Raw genomic sequence first — 23,220 nt, forward strand, 5'->3', positions numbered from 1 at the left:
TTTCTCAGCATGTCTAAGCTATGCCTTTTGATACAAAATAATGTCAAATACATGCTCTGGACGTACGATTGTGTTGACTTTCCGCCATTTATGCTTATCTACCTCTCGGCTTGGGTAATTAAATAACGATTTCAACTGGTCACCATAACGCATGGCCACCACTACGTCATTACGGGTTAATGGATGTAAGTGATCTAGTAGATCGTACTTTTGTTCAACAGTGGAACTAAAAATAACATGAGAGACCGTTTTTAGCTTATCTATGTTTTCTATTGGTGACTGTTCTAACCTCACATTTAATCCTTTTCCTAGTTTTTCAACGACTTCTCTGCCAAGTTGTACCGCCTCGTCATCAATATCGATCCCAATCACATCTGCTCCTGTCCGCTTAGCAATTAGCAATAGTGTCATGGGGAATGCACCTGAACCGACTAATAAGACCTTTGACTTCGCTGTGACATGAAAGCTACCAAACTCACTTTCTATACTTGACTCAATGTTTTTAAAATAGTCTGTCATGCTTTCATGGTGATTTAATAGTTTTAATGCGCGGTATTTCTCCATAATTGCCACACAGCGCGCTGATTGTCTTCTTAAGTTCACCACAAGTTGTGCTAACTGAGCATTGTCTTCATGTATGAGCTGTTCCCATACGTTTTTATTCGCCTCATGTGTAATGAATGTGGAATACTCATCGATTAACCTCTCTAACTCTGGACTGTAAGTCATCGTATCATCATAGTTGCCTGCTAAATCATCAAATTTAGTTAAAAGCCTACTCAAATACCCTTGAAAGGTTGTTAACGTATTCATTTCTTCACCCCAATATGCTTAGTTAAAGGTTTATGTAAGCTGTTCCTTTGGCAACGAGCTCAACACTTCCTTCAATGTTAAGATCGCGTATTTCTCCAGCTATATAATCCCCTGACACCGTGATAGAGCCACCGGGCTGGCTAATATCCGCTACAGTCTTCCTTTTATTTTTCCAAGTGAGATAGGCTCCGATAGAAGCTGTCCCAGATCCACAACCTCTTTCCCAAATCATGCTATCGAGGTGTGGCACATAGATAAGTGGTGCCAATTCATTGGATATAGGGCTATACATTAAAATACCGATTAGATGGGTGTTTAGAGTCCCTCCTAACAGCCTTGCTAACGACTCTGCTTTGTCCTTTAGTGAGTCATTGAAGGTGTCAGCCTCTATGATGAGATGAATCGCTTCTCTATAGGTGACGAACGTGACAGACAGCTCACTTCCTTCATAGTGTAAGGTCGTTTGCTCTAACGTTGTAGGAATAGGCATGTTCAGTTGACAGTAATACTTATGGGGCGTTCTCCTCACTTGGCACGTGATTAAGTGATCTGTGCCCGTAACTTCTAACACGATATCTAACGTTTCATTAAGTTCCAGCCCTTGTTCGACCGCCTTTAAAGTGCCTAATGCCATGCATGCATTACCACAAAACTCACCTCCTGCCATGCGAAGTAATGCGGACGCTTTTTTGTTTAAAGGTGTTTTAATAAACCCCACTTGTTCCCCATACACATTCTCGTAGGCCATTATTTTAGTGGCGATTTTTTCATAGTCTTGCACCACATTGCTATCATCAATTAGAATTGTCATGTTTTGAGTCGGGTTAAATTTCACAAAATCTATCTCTCGCTTCATCTTCACCACCCTCTAAACGCCATTCATATGACTTATTAATAGGTTATTCGTTGATAATCGTAATTATTACGATTTGCTTTATAAAAGGATTATAGCATAATATTGGCAGTCGTCAACTTTTAATTTAAAAAAGTAAATCCATTTAATAATAGAAAGAACACCTGTCAAAAGTGACTCATCCAGTGATCTTCTGATAGAGATGGGCGACTAAATGGGGCGATAAAATCTTTTCTTATAAGGGGAATTTTCAGACGTCACTGAGGCACTAGGAACCACCGTCATTTACTCCATCCCAGACGATTGATCATTGCCGCTTGTTAGTGTTGAACATTCGATTATGTCAGTTATTCACGGTATATAACTGAAAAAGAAGGAATGCCTCAGTGGCATCCCTTCTTTTAAAGAGCGTATTTAATCATTTAAGTACGGTGCTCTTATGGTTAGTTTAAGTCTTCCAGAGTCTACTCAATAATTTCTCTTTCGAAACTAAAGGGACCCTCGCTTTCAGCCAAAAATGGGTGTCATTGCAATATCGGCTCCACATTCGCTGACCTGTCTTAGTTCATAAAGAAAATACCGATAATAAGAGCCATACTCACTATCCCCCAAAACGTTGTTCCTACTATCCACAAGATGATAGGTGTATTAGCATTTTTATGATTATCAGCGTTTTCTTGTATAAAGGCGAGCTTTCTTTCCATTTTTCCCTTCATAGAAATGACAACAACAAATCCGATAATGATGAAACTAACCGTTAGGAATAAAACCATTTTTATCCCCCTTTTTGTGACCTGCTCTTTGCATCTCCCCCTAGTTTAACATGTATGCACGTATGAATTCCCGTCAATAGAACAATTATTTAAACTCTTTTTCTGTAAATGCTCTTGATTTTTTTCACACATTTTATAAACGCCCTAGTCAACACAGTCATAAATGAGCACAACTTGAAAACTATTAAAAAATGATTTTGTATAACTGATAACCTATGAAGAGAGACACTCCCCAAATCATGATCGCAGATACTTTGTTAATCATTCTTACAATCTTTCCTTCTTTATCAATAGATCGTATGGTTTTACCAATGTATGCAAGGGCAAAAAAGGAGACCCAAGATACGAGAATACAGGCCGCTGCGAATGCTATTTTCTCTGGAATTGCGGTATACCTTATAGAGCTAGTTCCGATGACTCCCACTGTATCTAAAACAGCATGAGGGTTTAAAATCGAGACGGAAATAGCAAACATGGCTTGCTTTTTACCTGTCATGGCGGCATGTTTTTTGTTCACTTCAGATGTATTGCTATTCCAGATCGACCAGCCTATATAAATTAAAAAGAAAAAACCAATAGCAAAAAAGATTAACTGGAAGGCCGGTATTGTCATAACGATGACCGACACACCTAGAACTGCCAATATTATTAATAACGTATCACACAGAGACGCTGTGATCACTGCAGGCAAAGCAAATTTGACTTTACTGTGGGCAGCGCCTTGATTAAATAGAAAGATATTTTGAGGGCCTAAAGGCAATATTAAGCCAAAAGATAATATCATGCCGTGTAAAATTGCTCCTAACATTTAAAATCCCCTAACTCATCTATTTTATTTTTGCCGTTGATAACGGCTGATTTTTTTGGTTGCATCACTGCAAATATCTTCTATGACACTTTTAAATCCTGGTAGGAATGTTTTAAAAAAGCCTGTGCAATGATGGGCTTTTTTATAATCATAGTCTTCCATTAAAATTAAATGGACTTTCTTTAAATTGTAGTGTGGAACTGCCGGAAATAAATGATGAACTAAATGATAATTATCATGGTGTGGGTGCAAAAGAAAGATTTGAATAGGATTGCCAAAAGTATTACGGCTGGCATATAACTCGTGGTCATTTTTTAGACCAGAATGTTCCGCCATTTCTGCCCAATATCTAATGACCTGAAAAGTCGTTAATAAAGGAACGAACCAGAACAAAATAATATGTAACCAAAAGTTAAAAATGATACTGCATGTTATTATAATACACCAAAATATGGGCTTTGCAACTTTTTCAGAAAGCGGCTCTTCTTTAGACATAACATTCACTTTTAAAGTCCCGTAAATATATTTTGGCACGTGAGTTAATGTTAATGGCTTAATGATGTGTTTAAAAATAAAAGTCTTAATACTTTTTTGTGGTTTATCCAATCCAATAAGCGAATACCTTTGAGTGTCTGGGTCCTTGTCAATATTCCAGAGATGTCTATGGTGAGCATGGTGAGAGTTGCAATAGGCTGTAAACGAAGTGAAAACAGGAAAGGCAACAAAAAAACACGTTATCCATTTGTTCATTATTTTATTTTTGAACAGAAGAACGTGGCTGGCTTCGTGCATTAAATTATCAAAAGCTCGCATTCTACTTCCGATAATCGTAATGGCTATCAAATAGGACCACCAGTTTGATAATAATATGGCGCCATAAGCCGACGCTATTATGACTAGCCAATCAAATAAGATGGAAAATAGATTCGTATAATTATTACGTGTTTGAAGCGCTCTTACTTGATTTACAATCTCTTTAGAGAATGTTGCTTTCTTTAATTTTTTGTCCTCACTCGTCATTACAGTCATTGGTCAACCCCTCCATCATCATAGATTCTACCCAATCTTTAAATGGTTAATGTCTACATGTTCATCTATTTCACAGCAATGACCGCGCCTATACTTATCTTCTTCTCTAATGTTATCTGCCCTTTTTTCTCCTTTTAAAGTTCTATTAGGAGCATAAGTGTTATATTAATCAAATGTCACTATTTTAATAACTAGACATGTTCCAAGTTATTCATGATTCGGTTTTTACACGCCTTTTCTCTACTAAGTAGCAGGATTCTCTCTTGTTGCGACACTCAATGCCCTTCTTACGGCTGAGTGGCGCTGGTTCTCTCTTTTCGCGACACTCGATGCTCTTCTTTCGACTGAGTGGCATGGCTTCTCTCTTTTCGCGACACTCAGTGTGCTTCTTACGGCTGAGTGGCGCAGATTTTCCCTTTTCGCGACACTCAGTGTTCTTTTTACGGCTGAGTGGCGCTGGTTTTCCCCTTTCGCGACACTCAATGTTCTTTTTACGGCTGAGTGACGTGGTTTCTCTCTTTCCGTGACACTCGATGCTCTTCTTTCGGCTGAGTGGCGCTGGTTTTCCCTTTTAACGACACTCGATGCCCTTCTTTCGACTGAGTGGCGCTGGTTTCTCTCTTTCCGTGACACTCGATGCTCTTCTTTCGACTGAGTGGCGCAGGTTCTCCCTTTTCGCGACACTCAATGCTCTTCTTACGGCTGAGTGACGCAGGTTTTCCCTTTTCGCGACACTCGATGCTCTTTTTTCAACTGAGTGGCGCTGGTTTTCCCTTTTCGCGACACTCAATGTTCTTTTTCTGGCTGAGTGGCGCTGGTTTTCCCCTTTCGCGACACTCAATGCTCTTCTTTCGACCGAGTGGCGTGGATTCTCTTTTTTCACGACACTCGATGCTCTTCTTTCGACTGAGTGGCGCAGGCTTTCCCTTTTCGCGACACTCAGTGTGCTTCTTACGGCTGAGTGGCGCAGATTTTCCCTTTTCGCGACACTCAGTGTTCTTTTTCTGGCTAAGTGGCGCCAATTCACACAAGTGACGATGACTATAAAAGATTATATCCTACAAAATTATCCTAAATCAACCATAATTTATTAATTATTAGTAAATTTATTCTAAAGGTGTGTAATAAAGGAGCAAGCTGGTGAAGAGAGTATGTCGTGTCAACAGTGGGGGACTTCACTAAGTGAAATAATCAATAAACCATAGTAAAATTTAACTGACAGCACATTTAGAAAGGACGGGATGTAGAGTGGGTATAAATTTTCATAGTGATAAGAATAGCACGACTTATACAACTCGCAAGGCTGACAAAACATGGGTGGAAGCTATAAGAAAACTCGTTCCTATTGAAGAAGTGTCTTATGCTGCAGATATTGGCTGTGGTGGTGGTATTTATTCTAAGGCGTTATCGGATATGGGAGTGGATGAAGTCACTGCCCTCGATTTTTCTAAGTCCATCCTTAACGGAGCGAAAGAAAACTGTAAGGACTATCAAACTATTTCTTTTAAACATGGCAATGCTTTTGAAACAGGTTTAGCTAGTCACCATTATGAGTTAATCCTTGAGAGGGCTTTAATTCACCATATAGAGGATTTAAACGCTTGTTTTAATGAGGCATTTAGGTTGTTAAAAGATGGTGGTTACTATATTTTACAAGATCGTACGCCAGAGGATTGTTTAGTAAAGGGTGAGGACACTCATATTAGAGGGTATTTTTTTGAACTCTTTCCAAAGTTAGTTGAAGTAGAAACGAGCCGCAGACATCATAGTCAACATGTCATTGACATGCTAAAGAAAGTTGGATTTAAGGATGTTGAGGAAGTTAAGTTGTGGGAAACACGACATGTTTATCATACTAAAGAGCCGTTACTAAATGATTTGTATGAAAGGACTGGACGAAGTATTTTACATGAATTAGAAGATGACGAGTTACATTTAGTAATCGATCATATAGATCAATCATTACCTAAAAATACACCTATCGTTGAGAAAGATAAATGGACCATTTGGAAGGCAGTCAAGTCGGTTTAGTAGTTTGAGCTATTCTTTTAAACAAAGGGTGTCATATCAGTATTGTCATAAAAAGCGAATAAGAAATATTCGCTTTTCTTATTCGATTATATATTCTACTCCGTTTTCATCCGTGTAAGATTCTAAAATTATGTCGTCATTTTTATCTTTATAATAAAAGTACGTATTGGTATCGTTTTCTATTTTTATGCTTACCATATAGTTTCTTAATCCTGGTAAATTAGCTATAAAAGCTTCACTAGATTCTATACTCTCTGTTGGAATCTTCATTTCAACCATGACGTGTTCAATTACATCACTCTCTAGTTTATTCTTTGCGTAGAAAATATACCCTGAAATACCGATCCCAATCATTAATATAATCGATATTATAATCCTAAATTTTCTTTTCATTTTCATCATCCTTTTCGAAAATGGCACAATAGAGGTAATATCATGAAAAGATTTTTAATATTGTTTTCAACTTTCCCTTTAAAAATCGTCATGGTGTGCGTATTAAATATGTGTTTTTTAAGGAACACGTCTACTCTATTAAAATCATTATCTATTCCAATTGCTAAGGCGCCGTTAAATGCTAATTAGGTTAAACACGATTTAAATGTGTGTCTTTAAAATCAGTTGGGTATTTCAATCCCAATCCAACCGCCCTGTCCATACCAATATGAGCAGTCCATATTATCCCTATCGCTAAGACAGTTTGATTTGATAACACTAAGCCACATATGACAACGCCAATTGATAAAATGTATGTATGACATATGTTATAAATCACAGCACCCATCTTGTTATTAATCACATACCCTAGCATCGATATATCTGGAACTAATAACAATAGCACAAATAACACCCAGCTCAACTGATTATACGAGTAAAAATAAAGACTGAGTGATAAGATCACAAGCCCTTCTATGTGCAAAATTATTTTATTCACACCCATTCCCCATTCCTTCTTTATTCATGAGTAAAAAGCGGTCTCTAGGAAACGATGGCTCTTTTTTAATGTTGTCATGTCGATTAATCATTTTAGAAAGCGACTGTACATCGATCTTCCACTACAGCATGATGCTTTCTCAAGGGCTCATCTTCAGCTTATTAATCACCAACGTTATCATTCTTAACATGGTTAGACGTCCGCCATTTCATCACGCTTCTTCCATGGTTAGATCTTCACCAAACGTACGCTTATCTAATTCGCCCAACAGCTTATCTCTATCCTTGCGTTTAACCTGCCCTAACGCAATGGCAAACGGAGCGAAATTCATAGCATCATTTAGTTTGTTCAACCATCTTGTTGTTTTCGTCATCTGAAGACGGTATTTTTCTTCATCCTCTAACATAATTTCTAGTATTTTAGAGCCGTTGACTTTGATCAAGTTATATCCTCTTATATCCTGCCATGCAATAGGAATTGGATTCTTTGATGCAGCACTTGTGATTAATTCTTCCTTCGTTAAAATCAGATAAGGTTTTGAAGTCAGTTGTTGTTTAACTAACATTATGAATAAGAAGGCAAAAAATAAGCCTGTAACAGCCCCTAAAGCACTTATGACATAATCGCCATCATTAAAGGTAACGACACACATTAAAAACCCCAATGCTATAAAACGAACCTTCAATCAGTGGGAGTTTTCGTTCTTCTCCCACTGATTGGTAGTTGAGTGAATCAGGACATTAGCGTCCGTTATCTCCCGCCTAAATAGATTTATCTCTCCTCTCTATTTTCAGGCGGGAGTTTTACGGACGGTTATCTGTGATAAATGCCAAACACAATAGCAGTAGTATGAAATTTTTACCCTTCGATGGATAAAATTGTAGTTCTTCCATAATCCCCTTCAACCTCCAAATTCTCTATAAGTGACACTATATTATAACCAGTGCACACTATTTTTGACAACGGGATATCTGCAATTAACCAACGATGGGCATGTTGTTTAGTTACGCTACGCCATAGATTAGCAGATGAGAGATTGGGCCGCTAATGTGTTTATACCCATCACACTCACACTCTCTCATTCCGAACCTTTGTCTTTACGAGACCACACAACCACGGGTATAAGTGCTAAGGACAAAATCCCTCCAGCCAGTGATAGCATTTCAAAACTGGAACCAGCCACAACCATTCCTGACATGGCACCACCAGAAGCACCAGCTAATGCTATAAAAACGTCGACTGTCCCTTGGGTTTTAGCCCGTATTGAAGGGGCTGTTGAATCGATAATCAGTGCTGTTCCGCTTATCAAACCAAAATTCCACCCTAAACCAAGTAAAGAAAGGGCCACTATTAAGAGAATCATAGAATCTCCTGGCGCAATAGCTCCCACAATCCCAGCTAGCAGCAACGTAGCACCAGAAGCAATGGCCATCGTCGTTCGACCAAGTTTATCAACTAGAACGCCAGTAACGAGAGAAGGAAGGTACATCGCCCCTATATGAAAGCCAATTACAAGTCCTACTGCACTCAATGCATGGCCGTGGTGACTCATATGTATTGGAGTCATTGTCATAATAGCTACCATGACAATTTGAGTAAGGACCATCATAGTAGCCCCGACCACAATCCCGCGTTTATTTTCCATTTGCCCAGTATGTGCTGAGATCCCATTAACATTCTTTTCTTCTTTATCCCTTTCGATTGCCCTAGCTATAATTAAAGGATCTGGTCGAAGCATGATAAAAAATATAAGGCCAGCTATAAGAAATGCCGCAGCTGATAAGATAAACGGGCCTGCTAGTGACGGTACACCAATTGAAAGAGCGACATCCCCCATGACATCTACTAAGTTTGGACCTGCCACTGCACCGAATGTAGTAGATACCATGGCTATACTCACTGCCGTGCCTCGTTGTTTGTTAGTTGCTAAGTCGGTACCAGCATAGCGAGCTTGTAAATTAGTCGCCGTACCTGCACCATAAATGAATAGGGAGGCGAGTAATAGAAACACACTATTTAAAGTAGCAGCCAGTACAACCCCTACTGCTCCAAGTCCACCTGTTATAAATCCTGTTGCAAGCCCCATCCGTCTACCAAAACGGTTAGAAAGTCTTCCTACTGTTAACGCCGCTCCTGCTGAACCTAACGTAAATAACGCAGCTGGAAGGCCAGCAAATGCGTTTGTTCCAAGCATTTGTTCTGCAAGTAATGCGCCAACTGTTATGCCAGCAGCTAACCCTGCACCACCAAATATTTGTGAAATCACGACAATGATTAACGTACGCTTATATAATTGTTTCTGTTTCTCTGGCTGATCGACATATATGTGTGCTGAATGAGTCAATTTATTCGACATGTTGAATACCTGCTTTTCCCTTAGTTTACTTATCCCTTAAAAGAAAGATCTCGTGTGAATTTAACAGGCTTTACGGACGGTTATCTGTCATAAAGAAATCATTACCCTTGCTCATTGTTAACACGTCATGCTTTCCTGTTAAAACGCCCTTCTACCTCTCTGGATTAACTCTAACAATTGTTCCAGAAGGGTCAGAAATCCAGTAACCTTTTGAATCCTCATGCACCTCTACTTCATCTCTTCTATTAATATTGTTCTGCTTCAAATACACGTCAGCTTCTTTCAGATCATTAGTCTGAATTTCTAACCATACGTCCTGTTGCGCATAATTGTCCATACAATCCAACCATAATGTAACATCACCAAATTGAAAAGCATGTGACTCCGAATTAAACCCTAAATATGGAAGCTTAATGACATCCTTGTAAAACTGAACGGTTTCTTCATATTTAAATTTAGGAATCTTCAAAGCAATGTTATGGCCGCCTTTAAATTGTAGCACGTCCTTTTCCAAATGGTTAACCTCCATTTCGTTGGCATATTCTTTTATAGTATCATCATATGTTTTTCCTTAGCATCCCATTTCTTAGGGATTGTTCATTTTGGTAAGCTGTTTTTTAAAAGTCGGTCTTAGAATGCCAACTGACATGTTGCTTCACCTAACGCTGTAAAACACCTGACCTGCGCCTTCTTTTTTCCTGCTAATCACTTCTATTACGATAACACGTCGGTATGGGCGAGAAGATGCTGGTGTAGACATGCGTAAGAGCGTGCCTGCACTATATATTATCATCCTCGTATTGAGGGAACTAATAGACTCATTTTTATTGACGGATTATCTTCTCAATTCATGAGGTCCACCTAAAGCAGTTTAAGTTTTTTGTTTTTTCAAAAAAAGAGTTGCCATGCCTCACCGCTTTAGATATGTTTATTTAAGCAAAGGTATTTTAATGAAAAGAAGACGTGATTGACGTGAGATTATGATGAAAAAAAGGAGGTAACATCATGAACAAACGATTTTGGCCTTTATTGATGTTTTCACTTATTATTCTTTCAGGTTGTCTCTTGAAGGGTCAAGCAGATCCTGACTTCTCAAGAGAAAAATATGATAGCTGGTATGAAAAAGACCAATATGAATTGGCTTTAGAAGATCTGAACGAACGATTAGAAGCATACCCTGAAGATCCATACCTGCATAATGAGAAAGGCTATGCTCTCCAATCTATTGGGCAGCATGAGGAAGCTTTAGAATCTCTAAAAAAAGCAACTGAACTTAATGACCAACTGGATGCCGCATTTAATAACAAAGCTTGGGCATTAAATGAACTCGGTGAATATGAACAAGCGATTGTGGCTGCACAAAAAGCGATCGATATTAGTGATAAGGAGCCCGAACAATTTATTAACATGGGAAATGCTCACTTCTCGCTTGAAAGGTATGAAAAAGCGATAGAATATTATGATGAGGCTTTGGCAATTGATGATCGTACACCATTTGCTCTATATGGTAAAGGGATTTCGCTTTACTTCCTATTTGAAGATGAAGAGGCCCTTCCTTATTTAGAAACATTCATCGAAGGCAGCCCCGAAGATACTGACGGATTATGGTATCTTGTTTACACCCATGAGTCCTTAGGCGAATATCGTGATACGATTACTTACCTCAATAGAATTATTGAACTAGATGAAGAACAACGATTAAATGCTTTAGATTATAAAGGCTTCATGCTTACGTATGCAGGTGATTTTGAAGACGCTGAAGACATCTATAACGCTATTATCGAGGAATATCCAAATGAAGCCATAGGCTATTACGGAAAAGGTGTCGCCCTTGTACAACAAGGAGAGATCGATCAAGGACTAGAGGAATTAGCTAAATCAATTGACTTAGAAGATGCCTTCAAAGATACAGCCTACACTGACCCGCTATTATCAACCATTTATGACGACGAGACGTTTATTGAGTTGACAGATTATTAATGAGAGTAGAAGTGGCTTCCTTATACACTAAAGCTCTCGATTGCTCTTCTCCTATTCCATATGTCTCTTCGTTCAGTAGTTATGTACGATTGATTGCTTGACTTCACATAGGAATGTAATTCAAAGAAGCCACGGTAATTTATGCTACCATGGCTTCTTCTTTGCTACCTTTTTGGGTTTTTATCCCCAAACCCTATCAATGCGATTACGAACGGAATACTAAATGTCCAAACAGGTACAACACGTCTTCCACTTAGCTCATTTATAAGGAGCCAATTTCTCATATATATATCAACTAAAATGATGAAAAGGACAAGAATTAAGGCTATGGTTAAGTAATTAAAATTATATTTCATTGCTCTTCCTTTCTCTCTCTTATTATGGTCGCGTCTTACTCGTTTTTGCATAGTAGACCCCGTCTAAATCCCCGTTGATACTTTTAGGTGCATAAGCATTTACATACTTTCTATCTTTATATTGACCAAGCCAATTATAGCGCTCAACATATCCCCACGTTCGATTCATATAAGGTGCCATTTCCCACCATCCATATTCTTTTGGATTTAAATTCATCTTTCTTGAGGTAGAAATTGAGCGTTTATTATGCCATGTGAATCCTGCATTAGCTTGTACCTTCGAAGCTTCTGCCGATTTCAATGAAATGGAATACGTACGACTTTGTGTATTATTTATATCGTAAGTAAGTGACGTCTTATTACTTGTTCCATTGTAATCTACTGGAGATACTCGTTTTCGCAAACTTGTTCTTAGCACACCTTTTGTATAGCCACTTCTTTTAAATTTGTAGGTATCCTTCGTCATGCCTCCTCCTGTATTCAGGATATCGACATTTCCAGAATTAACAGGAACAGATTCTGAGATTTCGTCTATTGCCTCATGTGCTTCTTCTGCAGCTTCCTCTACAATCTCCAAGTACTCATCAACTGTAAGCTCTACCCATTCACCATCTCTCACTTCGTAAACAGCCTGTACTACGTCCCCATCAAGAAGAAACAGTCCATCTTCCTCTTCACTAAGCACTTCAATATTCTCTTCTGCAAAAGCGTTTCCTGTAAAAATAAGCGATGATATAAAAGCAACTACAACCAATAAGAATTTTTTCATTCTTTCCCTCCTTTTCTAATATATTGATTAATATTCAATTAGATTGTTAAAATTCCTTTATTCTGTTTAAATATAGTTATTAATACCTAGTAAAATAAATTATGATATCCCTATCTTTTTTTCATTTTCTCATCCCACGGTTATTTATGCTGACAGAAAGATTGCCTCTCCATCTTAATAAGTAATAAGATTGGGTAATCAAAAACACCTCAAAAAACATCTTTTGTGATAATTAAAAAGAACCCGCTTGAACAAAGACTGCTCAAACAGGTGTTGATTACGGGTATTCCTATGTCTATTAAAGCATTCGAATATCCATTAGGTTTTCAGATTATAACTTCACTGCCCCACCATAAGCTCTGCTGCCTCCATTGTCATCTCACTTAAAGTTGGGTGAGCATGAATCGTGAGAGCGATATCTTCTGCCTTCATCCCAGCTTCAATCGCAACACCCATTTCAGCGATCGTATCAGCCGCATTAACCCCTACGATTTGAGCACCGATTAATAAGTCATCGTCTTTACGCGCAATCAGTTTCACAAACCCTTCCGTTGCATTTAAAACTAGGGCACGACCATTTCCTGCGATTGGATATTTCACTACTTTCACATCAATCCCTTCTGTTTTTGCTTGCTCCTCATTGTAACCAACAGTGGCGAGTTCAGGATCTGTGAAACATACAGCTGGGATAGCTAAGTAATCTACAATTGATTTTTCGCCAGCGATAGCTTCAGCAGCTACTTTACCTTCATACGAGGCTTTATGTGCCAGTTGTGGACCAGAGATGATATCTCCTATTGCATAAAAATTTGGTACTGACGTACGGCATTGTTTGTCTACTTTTAGTAGCCCATTCTCTGTCAATTCGATGCCTGCGGCTTCCAGACCCAAGTTATCTGTATTTGGGCGTCGACCGACAGTGACTAATGCATAGTTAGCTTCAACGGTTTTCTCTTCTCCCTCGGCTTCATAGGTTACAATCACACCCTTTTCCTTCTCTTCTACACCTTTAGCTGATGCACCAACAACCACCTCTACACCTTTTTTCTTTAAGCTTTTTCTCACAAGTTGTGTCATGTGCTTGTCGAAGCCAGCTAAGATGTCGTTGCCCCCTTCAATGATTGTGACGTGAGAGCCTAAGTTAGCATAAGCCGAGCCTAGCTCAGTCCCAATGTAACCCCCTCCGATGACGACTAATTTTTCTGGTATTTTCGGGAAAGAAAGGGCATCCGTTGAGTTGATAACACGCTCGGAAAATGTGAATGTTGACAGCTCAACCGGCCGGGAACCTGTTGCAAGGATGGCATTATTAAAGGTGTAAGTTTGTACGTTCGCACCGGCGATGACACGTACTGTGTTTGCATCTACGACGTATGCTTCGCCTTTCACAATGTTAATTTTGTTGTCGATTAATAAATGCTCAACACCGTTTACTAATTTAGAAACGACCCGTCTTTTGAATTGTTGCACGTTTGTCCAGTCAAGTTTTGCCTCCTGTGTTAAAACACCCATATTATCTGAATGCGTTGTTTGCTCCAACCGGTGTCCTACTGAGATCAACACTTTTGACGGGATACAACCGACATTTGAACAAACTCCCCCTAAATACTCTCTTTCTATAATCGTTACCTTTTGTCCCATTTGAGCAGCGCGAATAGCCGCCACATAACCTCCTGGACCTGCACCAATGACAAGCGTATCACTATGATTCATCTATGTTATCCTCCTTAATTCTTTTGTTAATACAAATCTTCAATCAGTGAGCGTTTTCGCTCTTCCTCCACTGATTGGTAGTTGAGTCAATCAGGACATTACCGACCGTTTGCTCACCTCTATAATAGAGTTAGTTCTCCTCTCTATATTGACCTGGAGCTTTACGGACGGTTATCTGTGATAAAACGAACCTTCAATCAGTGGGATTTTTCGCTCTTCTCCCACTGATTGGTAGTTGAGTCAATCAGGACATTACCGACCGTTTGCTCACCCCTAAAATAGAGTTAGCTCTCCTCCCTATTTTGATTTGGGAGCTTTACGGACGGTTATCTGTGATAAAACGAAAAATTTTCTCCCAAAAACTGTTATCTTTCACACAATTGTCATGGCCTTTCGTTTCAACTTTAATCACTTGTTTAAAATTGCTATGAGTTAATAAGACATTCACATTCGAAATCGGCACTTTCGTATCCTGAGTTCCGTGTATGGCAAGCGCTGGAGACTGTTGGTTATTCATTATTTTTTCTAGACGCCATTCTTTTCTAGCTTTTATAAAAACACCACCTCGTATTAAAAACCAGCTGATCAATAGCCAGCCAAATGGTCTATAAGGGAGCGTGATATTGCCCGCCATTGATTGACTAATATTTTTTAATGAGGTGGGCATTGAATCGGTAATAAGTGCTTGTATTCTCTCATCAGTGGCGTTTACAATACTTGCGGCCGTGCCTCCCATTGAATGCCCTAAAACATAGATGGCGTGACTATTAATATCTGTCCTTTCCTCCACATAATCAATCGTTGCCTTGATACTTTGGACAAATGATTTAATACTTACTTGCTTTTGTATTGCATCACTTTGTCCGTGACCAAGGACGTCCATCATAATAACGTCATAACCGCTAGCTATGAGGGGATCGACATACCGTAGCATGTTTGATTTATGAGAGCCCCACCCATGTACTAATAGAAAGCAACCTCTTACGCCTTCACTTTTAATAAACCAGCCTCGCATTGTCCCAATATCTAGCTCAACTTCAATGTTCTCGTAAGTTGAATTCGGATATGTTTGAGCTTCTTTCTTTTTCGGTGTGAAAACATGACGAATGATATAGCGTCTTAAAAATAAACTCATTCCTACCCCTACGAAAGCCATGAATAAGGCATATTTCATACTAATCCCTCCAAAAAGATACTTTACGGTCTCTTTTTTATTCTAAAAAAAGACGGCGTTATTGACGATCAGCCGCCATCATTGAAATAAACTGCTTCAAATGATTTATTATGATAGTTGTTAGGTGCTCTTCTTTCTTTAAACGGTCTAATACGAGTCCACCTTCAAGTGTTGACACAATATATATGGCACTGTCATATGGCTGTAAGGACTGCTTCAGCTCCTGACGTGTCATACCCTCTTCTATCATTGTCACCAACCCGTTTATCATCATGTCCATGGCCTCATGAATCGCTGGCAGTAACCCCCTAACATCCAAATCATCCATTTCTATAGCGGCGTTAAAAATAGGACACCCGCCTACTATCGGTTCCCCTTTAGTTAATTGTAAAAAAGCCTCCACAAATGCGAGTAATTTGTCCGTGGCATGCTCATGTTGTGAAACACTCGTCATTAAATGCGTCCGCATCATGTCGGTAGAAAAATGAAACGACTCGACCATCAGCTGCTCTTTATCTTTAAAGTGCCGATAGATCCCCCCCTTTTGAATACTTGTTTCTTCAATAATGTCATTCATCGTCGTTGTCATGTAACCTTTTGTGTTAAAAACGGGAGCAGACTTTCGAATAATGTGCCGCCTTGTTAATTCACCTTTTTTCATTGACACCCTCCATAAAACAAACCTTCGATCAAAATATTAACGTCCGTAACCCCCACCTAAATGGATTTCGTTTTGCCCTCTATTCTGTGGCGGAAGTGAACGGGCGATTATCCGTGATAAAAAGATACCATTTAGTCTTTTTTAATATATAGGAAACGGGATTTAAATGCAACAATTTATTTGCTGTGATTATTTAAAAGGTGTATCGAGACCACGAGTCCTTCAATTTCCCCTCCATAACGACTTATATATCCCTTCTTAAAACGTTTTTCTCTGATAAATAGTCGTAGTAATTCTCCAGGAAGCAACATAGAAAAACATAACAACTACAGCCGCCCCCGTATATATAACCGGAATAGATAAACTGTTAATAAAATCCGTCATTGCTGTTAAATTCTCTGCCAAAAATATTACAACAGACGGTCCTATACCTGCTAATAGAAGAAAACTAACGAGAACAACGTAAAAAATATAGCCTGGCTTAAAAATATAAAACAGTGGAAAAGTGAACGCCGAAAACAACAGGAATAAACCAATGGCAATATCCGTTATCGTATAAGAGGTATTCGAAACAAATAATGCTACACTTGCCACACCGATAGCTAAAACCATATAAATAATAGCCCCGATATAGCGTGATGCGATAATTTCCTTACGGGTATAAGGTAAGGAGTTTAACAAAATATTCGTCTCTGCTTTTTCGTCGTAAGCAAATGCATTAAACGGAATAAAAATACTGGCAACAAGAAAAGTTAAAGCCGGGTGAGATTCCATAATAACAAAAAACATGATAAAAGGGATGAAGATTAACAATTGTCGTTTCTGTAATATGACATCACGCCTGACCAAATTAAACATGTTGTATACCTTCTTTCATATAATACATAATATCTTCCAATGATGCCTGCTCAATGACAACCGAATCTCCGAATATCTTTTTTACTGCTTGAATATTATCCGTTAATGCCTCAAAGCCTGTTGGCGCACGATGTACATAGAATAAAGCCTTTTCCGTGTCTCTATCCAAAAGATCCATACTTCCTTTAACAAGGGCATAGTTTTCTGTTGCCTCGTGAATGGACTGATGAAATATTAATTCGCCTCTATTTATAAAAGCAAGGTAATCTGCAATCCGATTTAAATCGGATGTGATATGGGTAGAAAAGAAAATGGTCCGATTACCATCCACCATGATTTCCTGTAACAAATCAAGCAATTCCCTTCTAAAAATAGGATCAAGTCCCGCTGTCGGTTCGTCCATAATGATTAACTCAGCATGATGTGACAGAGCGATAGCGAGTGATGCCTTCATTTGCATCCCTTTTGAGAACGTTTTTATTCGTTTGTTAAGCGGTAAGTCAAATTGTTTCACATAGTGATAAAATAGTGTGTCATCCCATTGTTTGTAAGCTGGTCCAACAATACGCTTAATGTCTTTTAAGTTCAATCCTTCAAAAAAGACATTGCCATCGTATACAAACCCGATACGTTCCTTAATCGCCTTTTCATGTGTCTTATAATCCAAACCAAACACCTTCACTCTTCCCACATCAGGCTTTAATAAATTCATCATCATTTTTATCGTTGTCGACTTCCCCGCACCGTTTGCACCTATAAACCCTGTAACAAACCCCTGTTTCACTTGTAGATTAATGTTTTTAACAGAAAAACCTTTGAAGTTTTTCGTGACATTTTCAATTTCAACCACATGCTCCATCTTGTCACTCCTCATATAAAAGTTTCAGTAATTGTTGCAACTCATCTAAAGATAATCCAATTTCCCTGCTGTTCGTGATAACTGCAGTAAGTTGCTCTTCAATGACTTTGAGCTTTTTCTCTTTTATAATCTCTAAATTTTGCTCTGCCACAAAAGACCCTTTTCCAACGATGGAATAAATAAATCCTGCTTTTTCTAATTCCTCATAAGCACGTTTCGTCGTTATTACACTAATTTGTAAATTTTTTGCCAAAACACGCATGGAAGGTAAAGGCGTCCCCTCTTGGAGTTCCCCTGCTAGAATAGACGATTTAATTTGATTCGTAATTTGCTCATAAATCGGCTCCTTTGAACTGTTAGAAATAATGATTTGCATGCCAATCCCTCTTCTTTATTTTTATAATCACACTTGAGCAAACATCCTAGGCTACTGAATTAGTAAAGCCATAGTAAGTTACAATTTCTAACGTTGTTTTATAACCAACATTATATAATGTATATATACTATATATATTATATACTCACTTAACCCTATCATGCAACCATTTGGAGGAATGCCATTTTTCAAAATAGATGTTACAATCCGAATTATGACTGTGACCTTCACGTCAGACGGACGCTTTTCCGAGGGCTTGTCTTCAGCTACCTTTTTATCATCCGTATGTTAAATAAAATCACAAGATATTAGTCGTTTTACCACTCATGAAAAGGCTGAAAAAGTACTTTTTCTTCACAAAAAAGCATTTAGATACTCCTATCTAAATTAAAAACAATGGGAAAAATCCCAACTTTATTTCAAAGCTAAAGTTGTTGTTAAACGACAATAAAGTTTGGCTAATCCCCTTTGATAGTTGGATTAACAACACCTTTAATCAATCACGCCAAGCTAAGCATTCAGCCTGATTCCTATAAATAATGGATTAATGTCGTAGCGATGGAAAAGTAAACGAATAAACCGACTAAGTCATTGATTGTTGTAATGAAAGGACCAGACGCCACTGCTGGATCTATTTTAAATCGGTGGATAATAAGGGGGATGACTGTCCCTGTTAACGTTGAGATGACAATCGTTATAAATAGGGACAGGCCGATAACACTTCCTAAAATTAAATTTGCCCCAGGGATAACAAGGGTTATGACGGATACTAATAGCCCACACACTATTCCCATTAGCCCTCCTGTTAATAATTCTCGTTTCAACAACTTAACAATCCCTTTGCGATCAAACTTCTCCAACGCCAGTCCTCGGACAACGATCGCCAAGGATTGTGTCCCTGTATTTCCTGCCATATCAGCAATTAGTGGAATAAACACCGCTAAAATAGCAACTTCCGCCAACGTCCCTTCATACCTTCCAATCAAACCTGCTGTGAACATTCCCACGAATAATAATAGAACCAACCACGGCAGCCTTTTTTTCGTAGCCGTCAAGGCATTCACATTTAGGTCTAGCGCTCCTTTTACGGCTGCTAATTGGCCAATATCTTCTGTTGTTTCTTCTTCAATAACATCGATAATGTCATCGACCGTGACGATGCCTATCATTTTTCCATCATTTGTGACTACCGGAACAGCTAATAAGTCATAGTCTTTAATAATGGTAGAAACCTCTTCTTGGTCTGTTAAAGGAGAGACAGAGATCACTTGTTCTTTCATTAAATTTTCAATGGTGTCATCGGCTACAGAAATAATCAATTCACGAAGGGAGACGATGCCAATCAACTTATCTTCGTCATTTGTGACGTATAAATAATAAATTGTCTCAGCATCCATACCTTCTTCACGTAACCGCTCCATGACTGCCAACACTGTGTCCTTGGGAGCCAATGTAATAAACTCCGTAGTCATGATTGATCCTGCTGTTTCTTCTTTATATGATAATAATTGCTTAATATTATTAGCTTCCTTTTTCCCCATTTTACTTAATAGAAATGAAGCGATACCATCTGGAATTTGTCCAAAAAAGTCCGTAATATCATCTGCAGCAAGCTCGTTTAACATATTTAGGGCAAACGCATCTTCCAGCTCAGAAAACACTGTTTTTTGCTCGGCTAAGGCTAGACCTTGAAAAATGCCCGCAAATTCTATAGGTTCAAGGTAATCATACACACGCTTTCTTTTTTCCTCACTCATTTGTTTAAAAATATCAATTTGATCGGTAGGGTGAAGGTCTAAAAACTCCGTTCGAAAGCTTTCTTTTTCGTTTTTTTTCAAATACAAAAATAGATAGTAGGTAAATTCTTCTCTGTTCTTAATATTTAATGTTCTTTCCATCCTGTTCTCCTCCTTTCTAACCCTTATAGGTGTTCTACATTCACCGTTAATACGAAGTCAATTTTTTTAATGAGATAATATATTTCCGTTGTATACTGTTTTTCAGGGGCTGAGAGTCGTAAGTCAATTTGTTGATTGCCGTTATCTAAGTCTTTTAACTTAATATCTCGAATTCTAATATCACTTTTTTCATTTTGATTGAGTCCTTGCCCCTTTTGCTCTATCGTTTTAATCAGTTCCGTCATTTTATAATTTGGCTCCATAACTATTTTCACAGCCACGTCTCTTTCCCGTAACGTAGCAGGACCGACGGATTTAATAATCAGTGGTAAGACATTAACTGCGATGATGAGCAAAATGACTGCAATCGTCGCTTCTGAGTAAAAACCCGCTCCCACGGTAATTCCTAACCCTGATGCTGCCCATATCATCGCAGCACTCGTTAATCCGGAAATCACATCATTGCTCCTCCGAAGAATGACACCAGCACCAAGGAATCCGACACCACTGACAATTTGCGCTGCTAAACGCATCGGATCAATCGCATTGTACGTGGGTGATGCAAATTGATAAAATGATTGTATCGACACGACCGTCACTAAACAGCTAGCAACACTAATGACCATACACGTTTTAAGGCCCAGTGGCTTATGTTTTAGCTGCCGGTCAATACCGATTAACATACCAAAAAATAAGGCAAGAGATAGTTTAAATATCATTTCTAGTTCGAACGTCATCGTCGTACCTCCTTTCACAGACACGTTATAAAAAGCCACGCTTTAAACTTTTAAAAAACCATTTTTTCTATATACTTTTTTGAATAACACAGCCATTCTCCACAGTGATCATTATTTTATCAACCGAAGTCTAACAACGTTATCCACTGACTAACCGGTTGATAGATATCAATAGTATTGAGCTAAATACAGCTTTAGTATTAAGAGCAAGCAAAACGCTAGAAGGTTTCTTTGCATCACCCGCTTGAATCATCCCTTCGAAGAATTTAGACCAAGCTTTACAATAAAACCATTCCCTCTGTAACCTATACTCCAATCGTTAGACACATGAAGCAATTGGCGGGGCCATACAGATACAAATGGAAAAGGGGACCGTGATTAACACAACCCCTTACCAGTGGAGGCAAAAATGGGCCATGTGTTTTCACCTAATGTTAATAATGCATTGGATTGGTTATATCTCCTCGAATAGTGGGGACTACCCATATCTACTTCCCACCTCCTTTTATCAACATAAAAACCATCTTCATACGAATGAAGATGGTTTAGTCACAGTTAATCACATGGATTATGAGCACACTTAAAAAAAGCACACCTATCCTACTTAATCCTTCCTCCATTCGTAGAGCTTTAGCACTGTGCGGCATAGGACTATGTCCAGCTACATTAAAAACCACCTTATGTCGATAGTTTCTGTTGACCCATTGGCGTCTTTGGACATTTTTGGGCAGCAGCGTATCTCCTGCACAGGAGCCTCACCTAACGAGGATTATTAAATTAATTTCACAATGAACAGAGTACATCATGAGCAAATATCTGTCAACATTTTTTCATTTTTTTACAATAAACATTATTGCTATTTCATAAAAGGCCCCTTCAATCAGTGGGTGTTTTACGGACGGTTAACTATGATAAGAACCAACCTCGACTATACAAACTTCGCTTTTTTTAAAAAAATGAAGTCGTTTTGCCTATTTTACCAATGACCCATCATCAACTAAATCTGATGGTAATGGACGTGGTTGATACGGATTAATATGGACGAACACTCTTTTAATATCACTGTGCTTTGTAAGTAATACCTTTTTCACTTCCTTTGAAATGGAATGACCTTTCTCTACACTAAGAGTGGGGTCTACACTCACTTTTATATCGATGACGATATAATGACCGTGTGTTCTAGCTAATAATTCGTCCACCCTTTTGACACCATTGATTTTCTTCACTGTCTCAATGAAAGGTCTCGTATTTTCTACATCAAGAACTTGCTCCATCACAATTAAACTAGATTCCCTCGCCAAAGAGTATCCAACTTTAATAACAATTAAAGACACGAGTACACCGGCTAATGGATCTAAATACATTAAAAAAGGATAGTTAAAGTGCTGGCCCACTACCGCTCCCAGCACACCTATAAAGGCTGCGATTGACGAGAGAGCATCTGACCGATGGTGCCACGCTTCTGCTAATAAGGCTGAACTATTTATTTTTTTGGCCAGACGCGCTTTGTATTGAAAGAGTAACTCCTTAATTACAATTGAAATGATAATGGCTACTAAGGCGATCCCTTTCGGTGCAACTGGTATCCCACCAAATAACGCTTTAGATGATGACAGAATAATTTCAACACCTACTATGATTAAAAGAATACCGACAATGATCGTTGCCACATTTTCCGCTTTTCCATGACCATATGGGTGATCTTTATCTGGGGGCTTTTGCGCCGTTCTTATGCCAGCAAGCACGGCAATGGACCCTGCCACGTCTGAAGCTGAATGAGCAGCATCTGCGATTAAAGCCCGGCTTCCAGCCAGCCATCCAACAATGCCTTTCATGATAGCTAATAGTCCATTTAGAATAATGCCTACCCATGTCGCTAATTCTGCTTGTTTTAAACGATTACTCAATTTCAATCACCACCACACATGTTATCCATACCCATTTAAACCCCTACCGCTATTACAAATTTATCCTATCAGACGACTACCATGTGGGTCTAGAGCAACGTTCTTGCGGTGGCTTAAGTAATATATATCTAGTCAAATAACTTTCACAACAATAATAGTTTTGCCTTAAGTAAAACTGGCATTAAGAACAACACGATTCGATTTCTACTAGAATGAATGTGCCCTTCCCTTCAGACGGACGCTTTCCCGAGGACTCGTCTTGCTACCTTTTGCGCGCGATAAACCTAACAAATGGACAGACTGCACTTAATCCTTAGGAAGTCGTCTGATGTTCTGTC

General features: G+C 38.7%; 22 protein-coding genes and 1 riboswitch. Of the genes, 2 read left to right on the forward strand and 20 right to left on the reverse strand.

Going from position 1 to position 23,220, the window contains the following annotated elements; genetic code table 11:
- Positions 1-18: 18 nt before the first annotated feature.
- The 5 genes from BK581_RS11815 to BK581_RS11835 all read right to left on the reverse strand — a co-directional run bounded on the left by BK581_RS11815 (position 19) and on the right by BK581_RS11835 (position 4,276).
- Positions 19-813 carry a nicotianamine synthase family protein gene (locus BK581_RS11815; RefSeq protein WP_078578371.1) on the reverse strand — a complete coding sequence of 265 codons (795 nt, stop codon included), beginning with the start codon at positions 811-813 and terminating at the stop codon, positions 19-21.
- 22 nt (positions 814-835) lie between these two features.
- On the reverse strand, positions 836-1,669 hold the full coding sequence (locus tag BK581_RS11820; RefSeq protein WP_078578372.1) for a hypothetical protein: 834 nt from the start codon (positions 1,667-1,669) through the stop codon (positions 836-838).
- 557 nt (positions 1,670-2,226) lie between these two features.
- Positions 2,227-2,439, reverse strand: coding sequence for a hypothetical protein (locus BK581_RS11825; protein ID WP_245829016.1), 213 nt, complete (start codon positions 2,437-2,439; stop codon positions 2,227-2,229).
- A gap of 184 nt (positions 2,440-2,623) precedes the next feature.
- On the reverse strand, positions 2,624-3,247 hold the full coding sequence (locus tag BK581_RS11830) for a LysE/ArgO family amino acid transporter (RefSeq protein WP_078578374.1): 624 nt from the start codon (positions 3,245-3,247) through the stop codon (positions 2,624-2,626).
- Between the two features lie 24 nt (positions 3,248-3,271).
- Entirely contained in the window at positions 3,272-4,276 is a 1,005-nt protein-coding gene (locus tag BK581_RS11835; protein WP_407690336.1) for a fatty acid desaturase, read from the reverse strand.
- A 1,248-nt stretch (positions 4,277-5,524) separates the two neighbouring features.
- Here BK581_RS11835 and BK581_RS11845 point away from each other — a divergent pair.
- Positions 5,525-6,307 (forward strand): class I SAM-dependent methyltransferase, encoded by a 783-nt coding sequence (locus BK581_RS11845; protein ID WP_078578376.1) that lies wholly within the window; start codon positions 5,525-5,527, stop codon positions 6,305-6,307.
- A 78-nt stretch (positions 6,308-6,385) separates the two neighbouring features.
- Here BK581_RS11845 and BK581_RS11850 read toward each other — a convergent pair whose 3' ends face one another.
- The 5 genes from BK581_RS11850 to BK581_RS11870 form a co-directional block, all read right to left on the reverse strand.
- Positions 6,386-6,700, reverse strand: coding sequence for a hypothetical protein (locus tag BK581_RS11850; RefSeq protein ID WP_078578377.1), 315 nt, complete (start codon positions 6,698-6,700; stop codon positions 6,386-6,388).
- A 190-nt stretch (positions 6,701-6,890) separates the two neighbouring features.
- Positions 6,891-7,238 carry a DUF4260 domain-containing protein gene (locus BK581_RS11855; RefSeq protein WP_078579929.1) on the reverse strand — a complete coding sequence of 116 codons (348 nt, stop codon included), beginning with the start codon at positions 7,236-7,238 and terminating at the stop codon, positions 6,891-6,893.
- Positions 7,239-7,449: 211 nt separating this feature from the next.
- Entirely contained in the window at positions 7,450-7,923 is a 474-nt protein-coding gene (locus BK581_RS11860; protein WP_143709675.1) for an STM3941 family protein, read from the reverse strand.
- Between the two features lie 393 nt (positions 7,924-8,316).
- Complete coding sequence (locus BK581_RS11865; RefSeq protein ID WP_078578379.1) at positions 8,317-9,594, reverse strand: MFS transporter; 1,278 nt, start codon at positions 9,592-9,594, stop codon at positions 8,317-8,319.
- A 151-nt stretch (positions 9,595-9,745) separates the two neighbouring features.
- The gene (locus tag BK581_RS11870) at positions 9,746-10,108 is read right to left on the reverse strand and encodes a hypothetical protein (RefSeq protein WP_245829018.1); all 363 of its coding nucleotides are present in this window, start codon (positions 10,106-10,108) and stop codon (positions 9,746-9,748) included.
- 491 nt (positions 10,109-10,599) lie between these two features.
- Between BK581_RS11870 and BK581_RS11875 the strand changes: the two genes are divergently transcribed.
- On the forward strand, positions 10,600-11,574 hold the full coding sequence (locus tag BK581_RS11875; RefSeq protein WP_078578381.1) for a tetratricopeptide repeat protein: 975 nt from the start codon (positions 10,600-10,602) through the stop codon (positions 11,572-11,574).
- Between the two features lie 378 nt (positions 11,575-11,952).
- Here BK581_RS11875 and BK581_RS11885 read toward each other — a convergent pair whose 3' ends face one another.
- The 10 genes from BK581_RS11885 to BK581_RS11930 all read right to left on the reverse strand — a co-directional run bounded on the left by BK581_RS11885 (position 11,953) and on the right by BK581_RS11930 (position 22,882).
- Positions 11,953-12,699, reverse strand: a complete 747-nt coding sequence (locus tag BK581_RS11885; RefSeq protein ID WP_078578383.1) for a hypothetical protein — start codon at positions 12,697-12,699, stop codon at positions 11,953-11,955.
- Between the two features lie 339 nt (positions 12,700-13,038).
- Complete coding sequence (lpdA, locus tag BK581_RS11890; protein ID WP_078578384.1) at positions 13,039-14,412, reverse strand: dihydrolipoyl dehydrogenase; 1,374 nt, start codon at positions 14,410-14,412, stop codon at positions 13,039-13,041.
- A 316-nt stretch (positions 14,413-14,728) separates the two neighbouring features.
- The gene (locus BK581_RS11895; RefSeq protein ID WP_078578385.1) at positions 14,729-15,586 is read right to left on the reverse strand and encodes an alpha/beta hydrolase; all 858 of its coding nucleotides are present in this window, start codon (positions 15,584-15,586) and stop codon (positions 14,729-14,731) included.
- Between the two features lie 58 nt (positions 15,587-15,644).
- Positions 15,645-16,247 (reverse strand): TetR/AcrR family transcriptional regulator, encoded by a 603-nt coding sequence (locus BK581_RS11900; RefSeq protein WP_078578386.1) that lies wholly within the window; start codon positions 16,245-16,247, stop codon positions 15,645-15,647.
- A gap of 258 nt (positions 16,248-16,505) precedes the next feature.
- Positions 16,506-17,105, reverse strand: a complete 600-nt coding sequence (locus tag BK581_RS11905) for an ABC-2 transporter permease (protein WP_078578387.1) — start codon at positions 17,103-17,105, stop codon at positions 16,506-16,508.
- A complete protein-coding gene (locus BK581_RS11910; protein WP_078578388.1) occupies positions 17,098-17,964 on the reverse strand; it encodes an ABC transporter ATP-binding protein in 867 nt (288 codons plus the stop codon). Before BK581_RS11910 ends, BK581_RS11905 begins: the two co-directional genes overlap by 8 nt.
- Before the next feature lie 4 nt (positions 17,965-17,968).
- Positions 17,969-18,340 (reverse strand): GntR family transcriptional regulator, encoded by a 372-nt coding sequence (locus BK581_RS11915; protein WP_078578389.1) that lies wholly within the window; start codon positions 18,338-18,340, stop codon positions 17,969-17,971.
- Positions 18,341-18,870: 530 nt separating this feature from the next.
- On the reverse strand, positions 18,871-20,238 hold the full coding sequence (gene mgtE / locus BK581_RS11920) for a magnesium transporter (protein ID WP_078578390.1): 1,368 nt from the start codon (positions 20,236-20,238) through the stop codon (positions 18,871-18,873).
- A 23-nt stretch (positions 20,239-20,261) separates the two neighbouring features.
- Positions 20,262-20,975 carry an MgtC/SapB family protein gene (locus BK581_RS11925; RefSeq protein WP_078578391.1) on the reverse strand — a complete coding sequence of 238 codons (714 nt, stop codon included), beginning with the start codon at positions 20,973-20,975 and terminating at the stop codon, positions 20,262-20,264.
- 607 nt (positions 20,976-21,582) lie between these two features.
- Positions 21,583-21,749, reverse strand: a riboswitch (M-box (ykoK) riboswitch).
- Positions 21,750-21,946: 197 nt separating this feature from the next.
- The gene (locus BK581_RS11930) at positions 21,947-22,882 is read right to left on the reverse strand and encodes a cation diffusion facilitator family transporter (protein ID WP_078578392.1); all 936 of its coding nucleotides are present in this window, start codon (positions 22,880-22,882) and stop codon (positions 21,947-21,949) included.
- Between the last annotated feature and the right edge of the window lie 338 nt (positions 22,883-23,220).

This window comes from Salipaludibacillus agaradhaerens (assembly GCF_002019735.1).
In the GTDB taxonomy this organism is placed as follows: domain Bacteria; phylum Bacillota; class Bacilli; order Bacillales; family Salisediminibacteriaceae; genus Salipaludibacillus; species Salipaludibacillus agaradhaerens.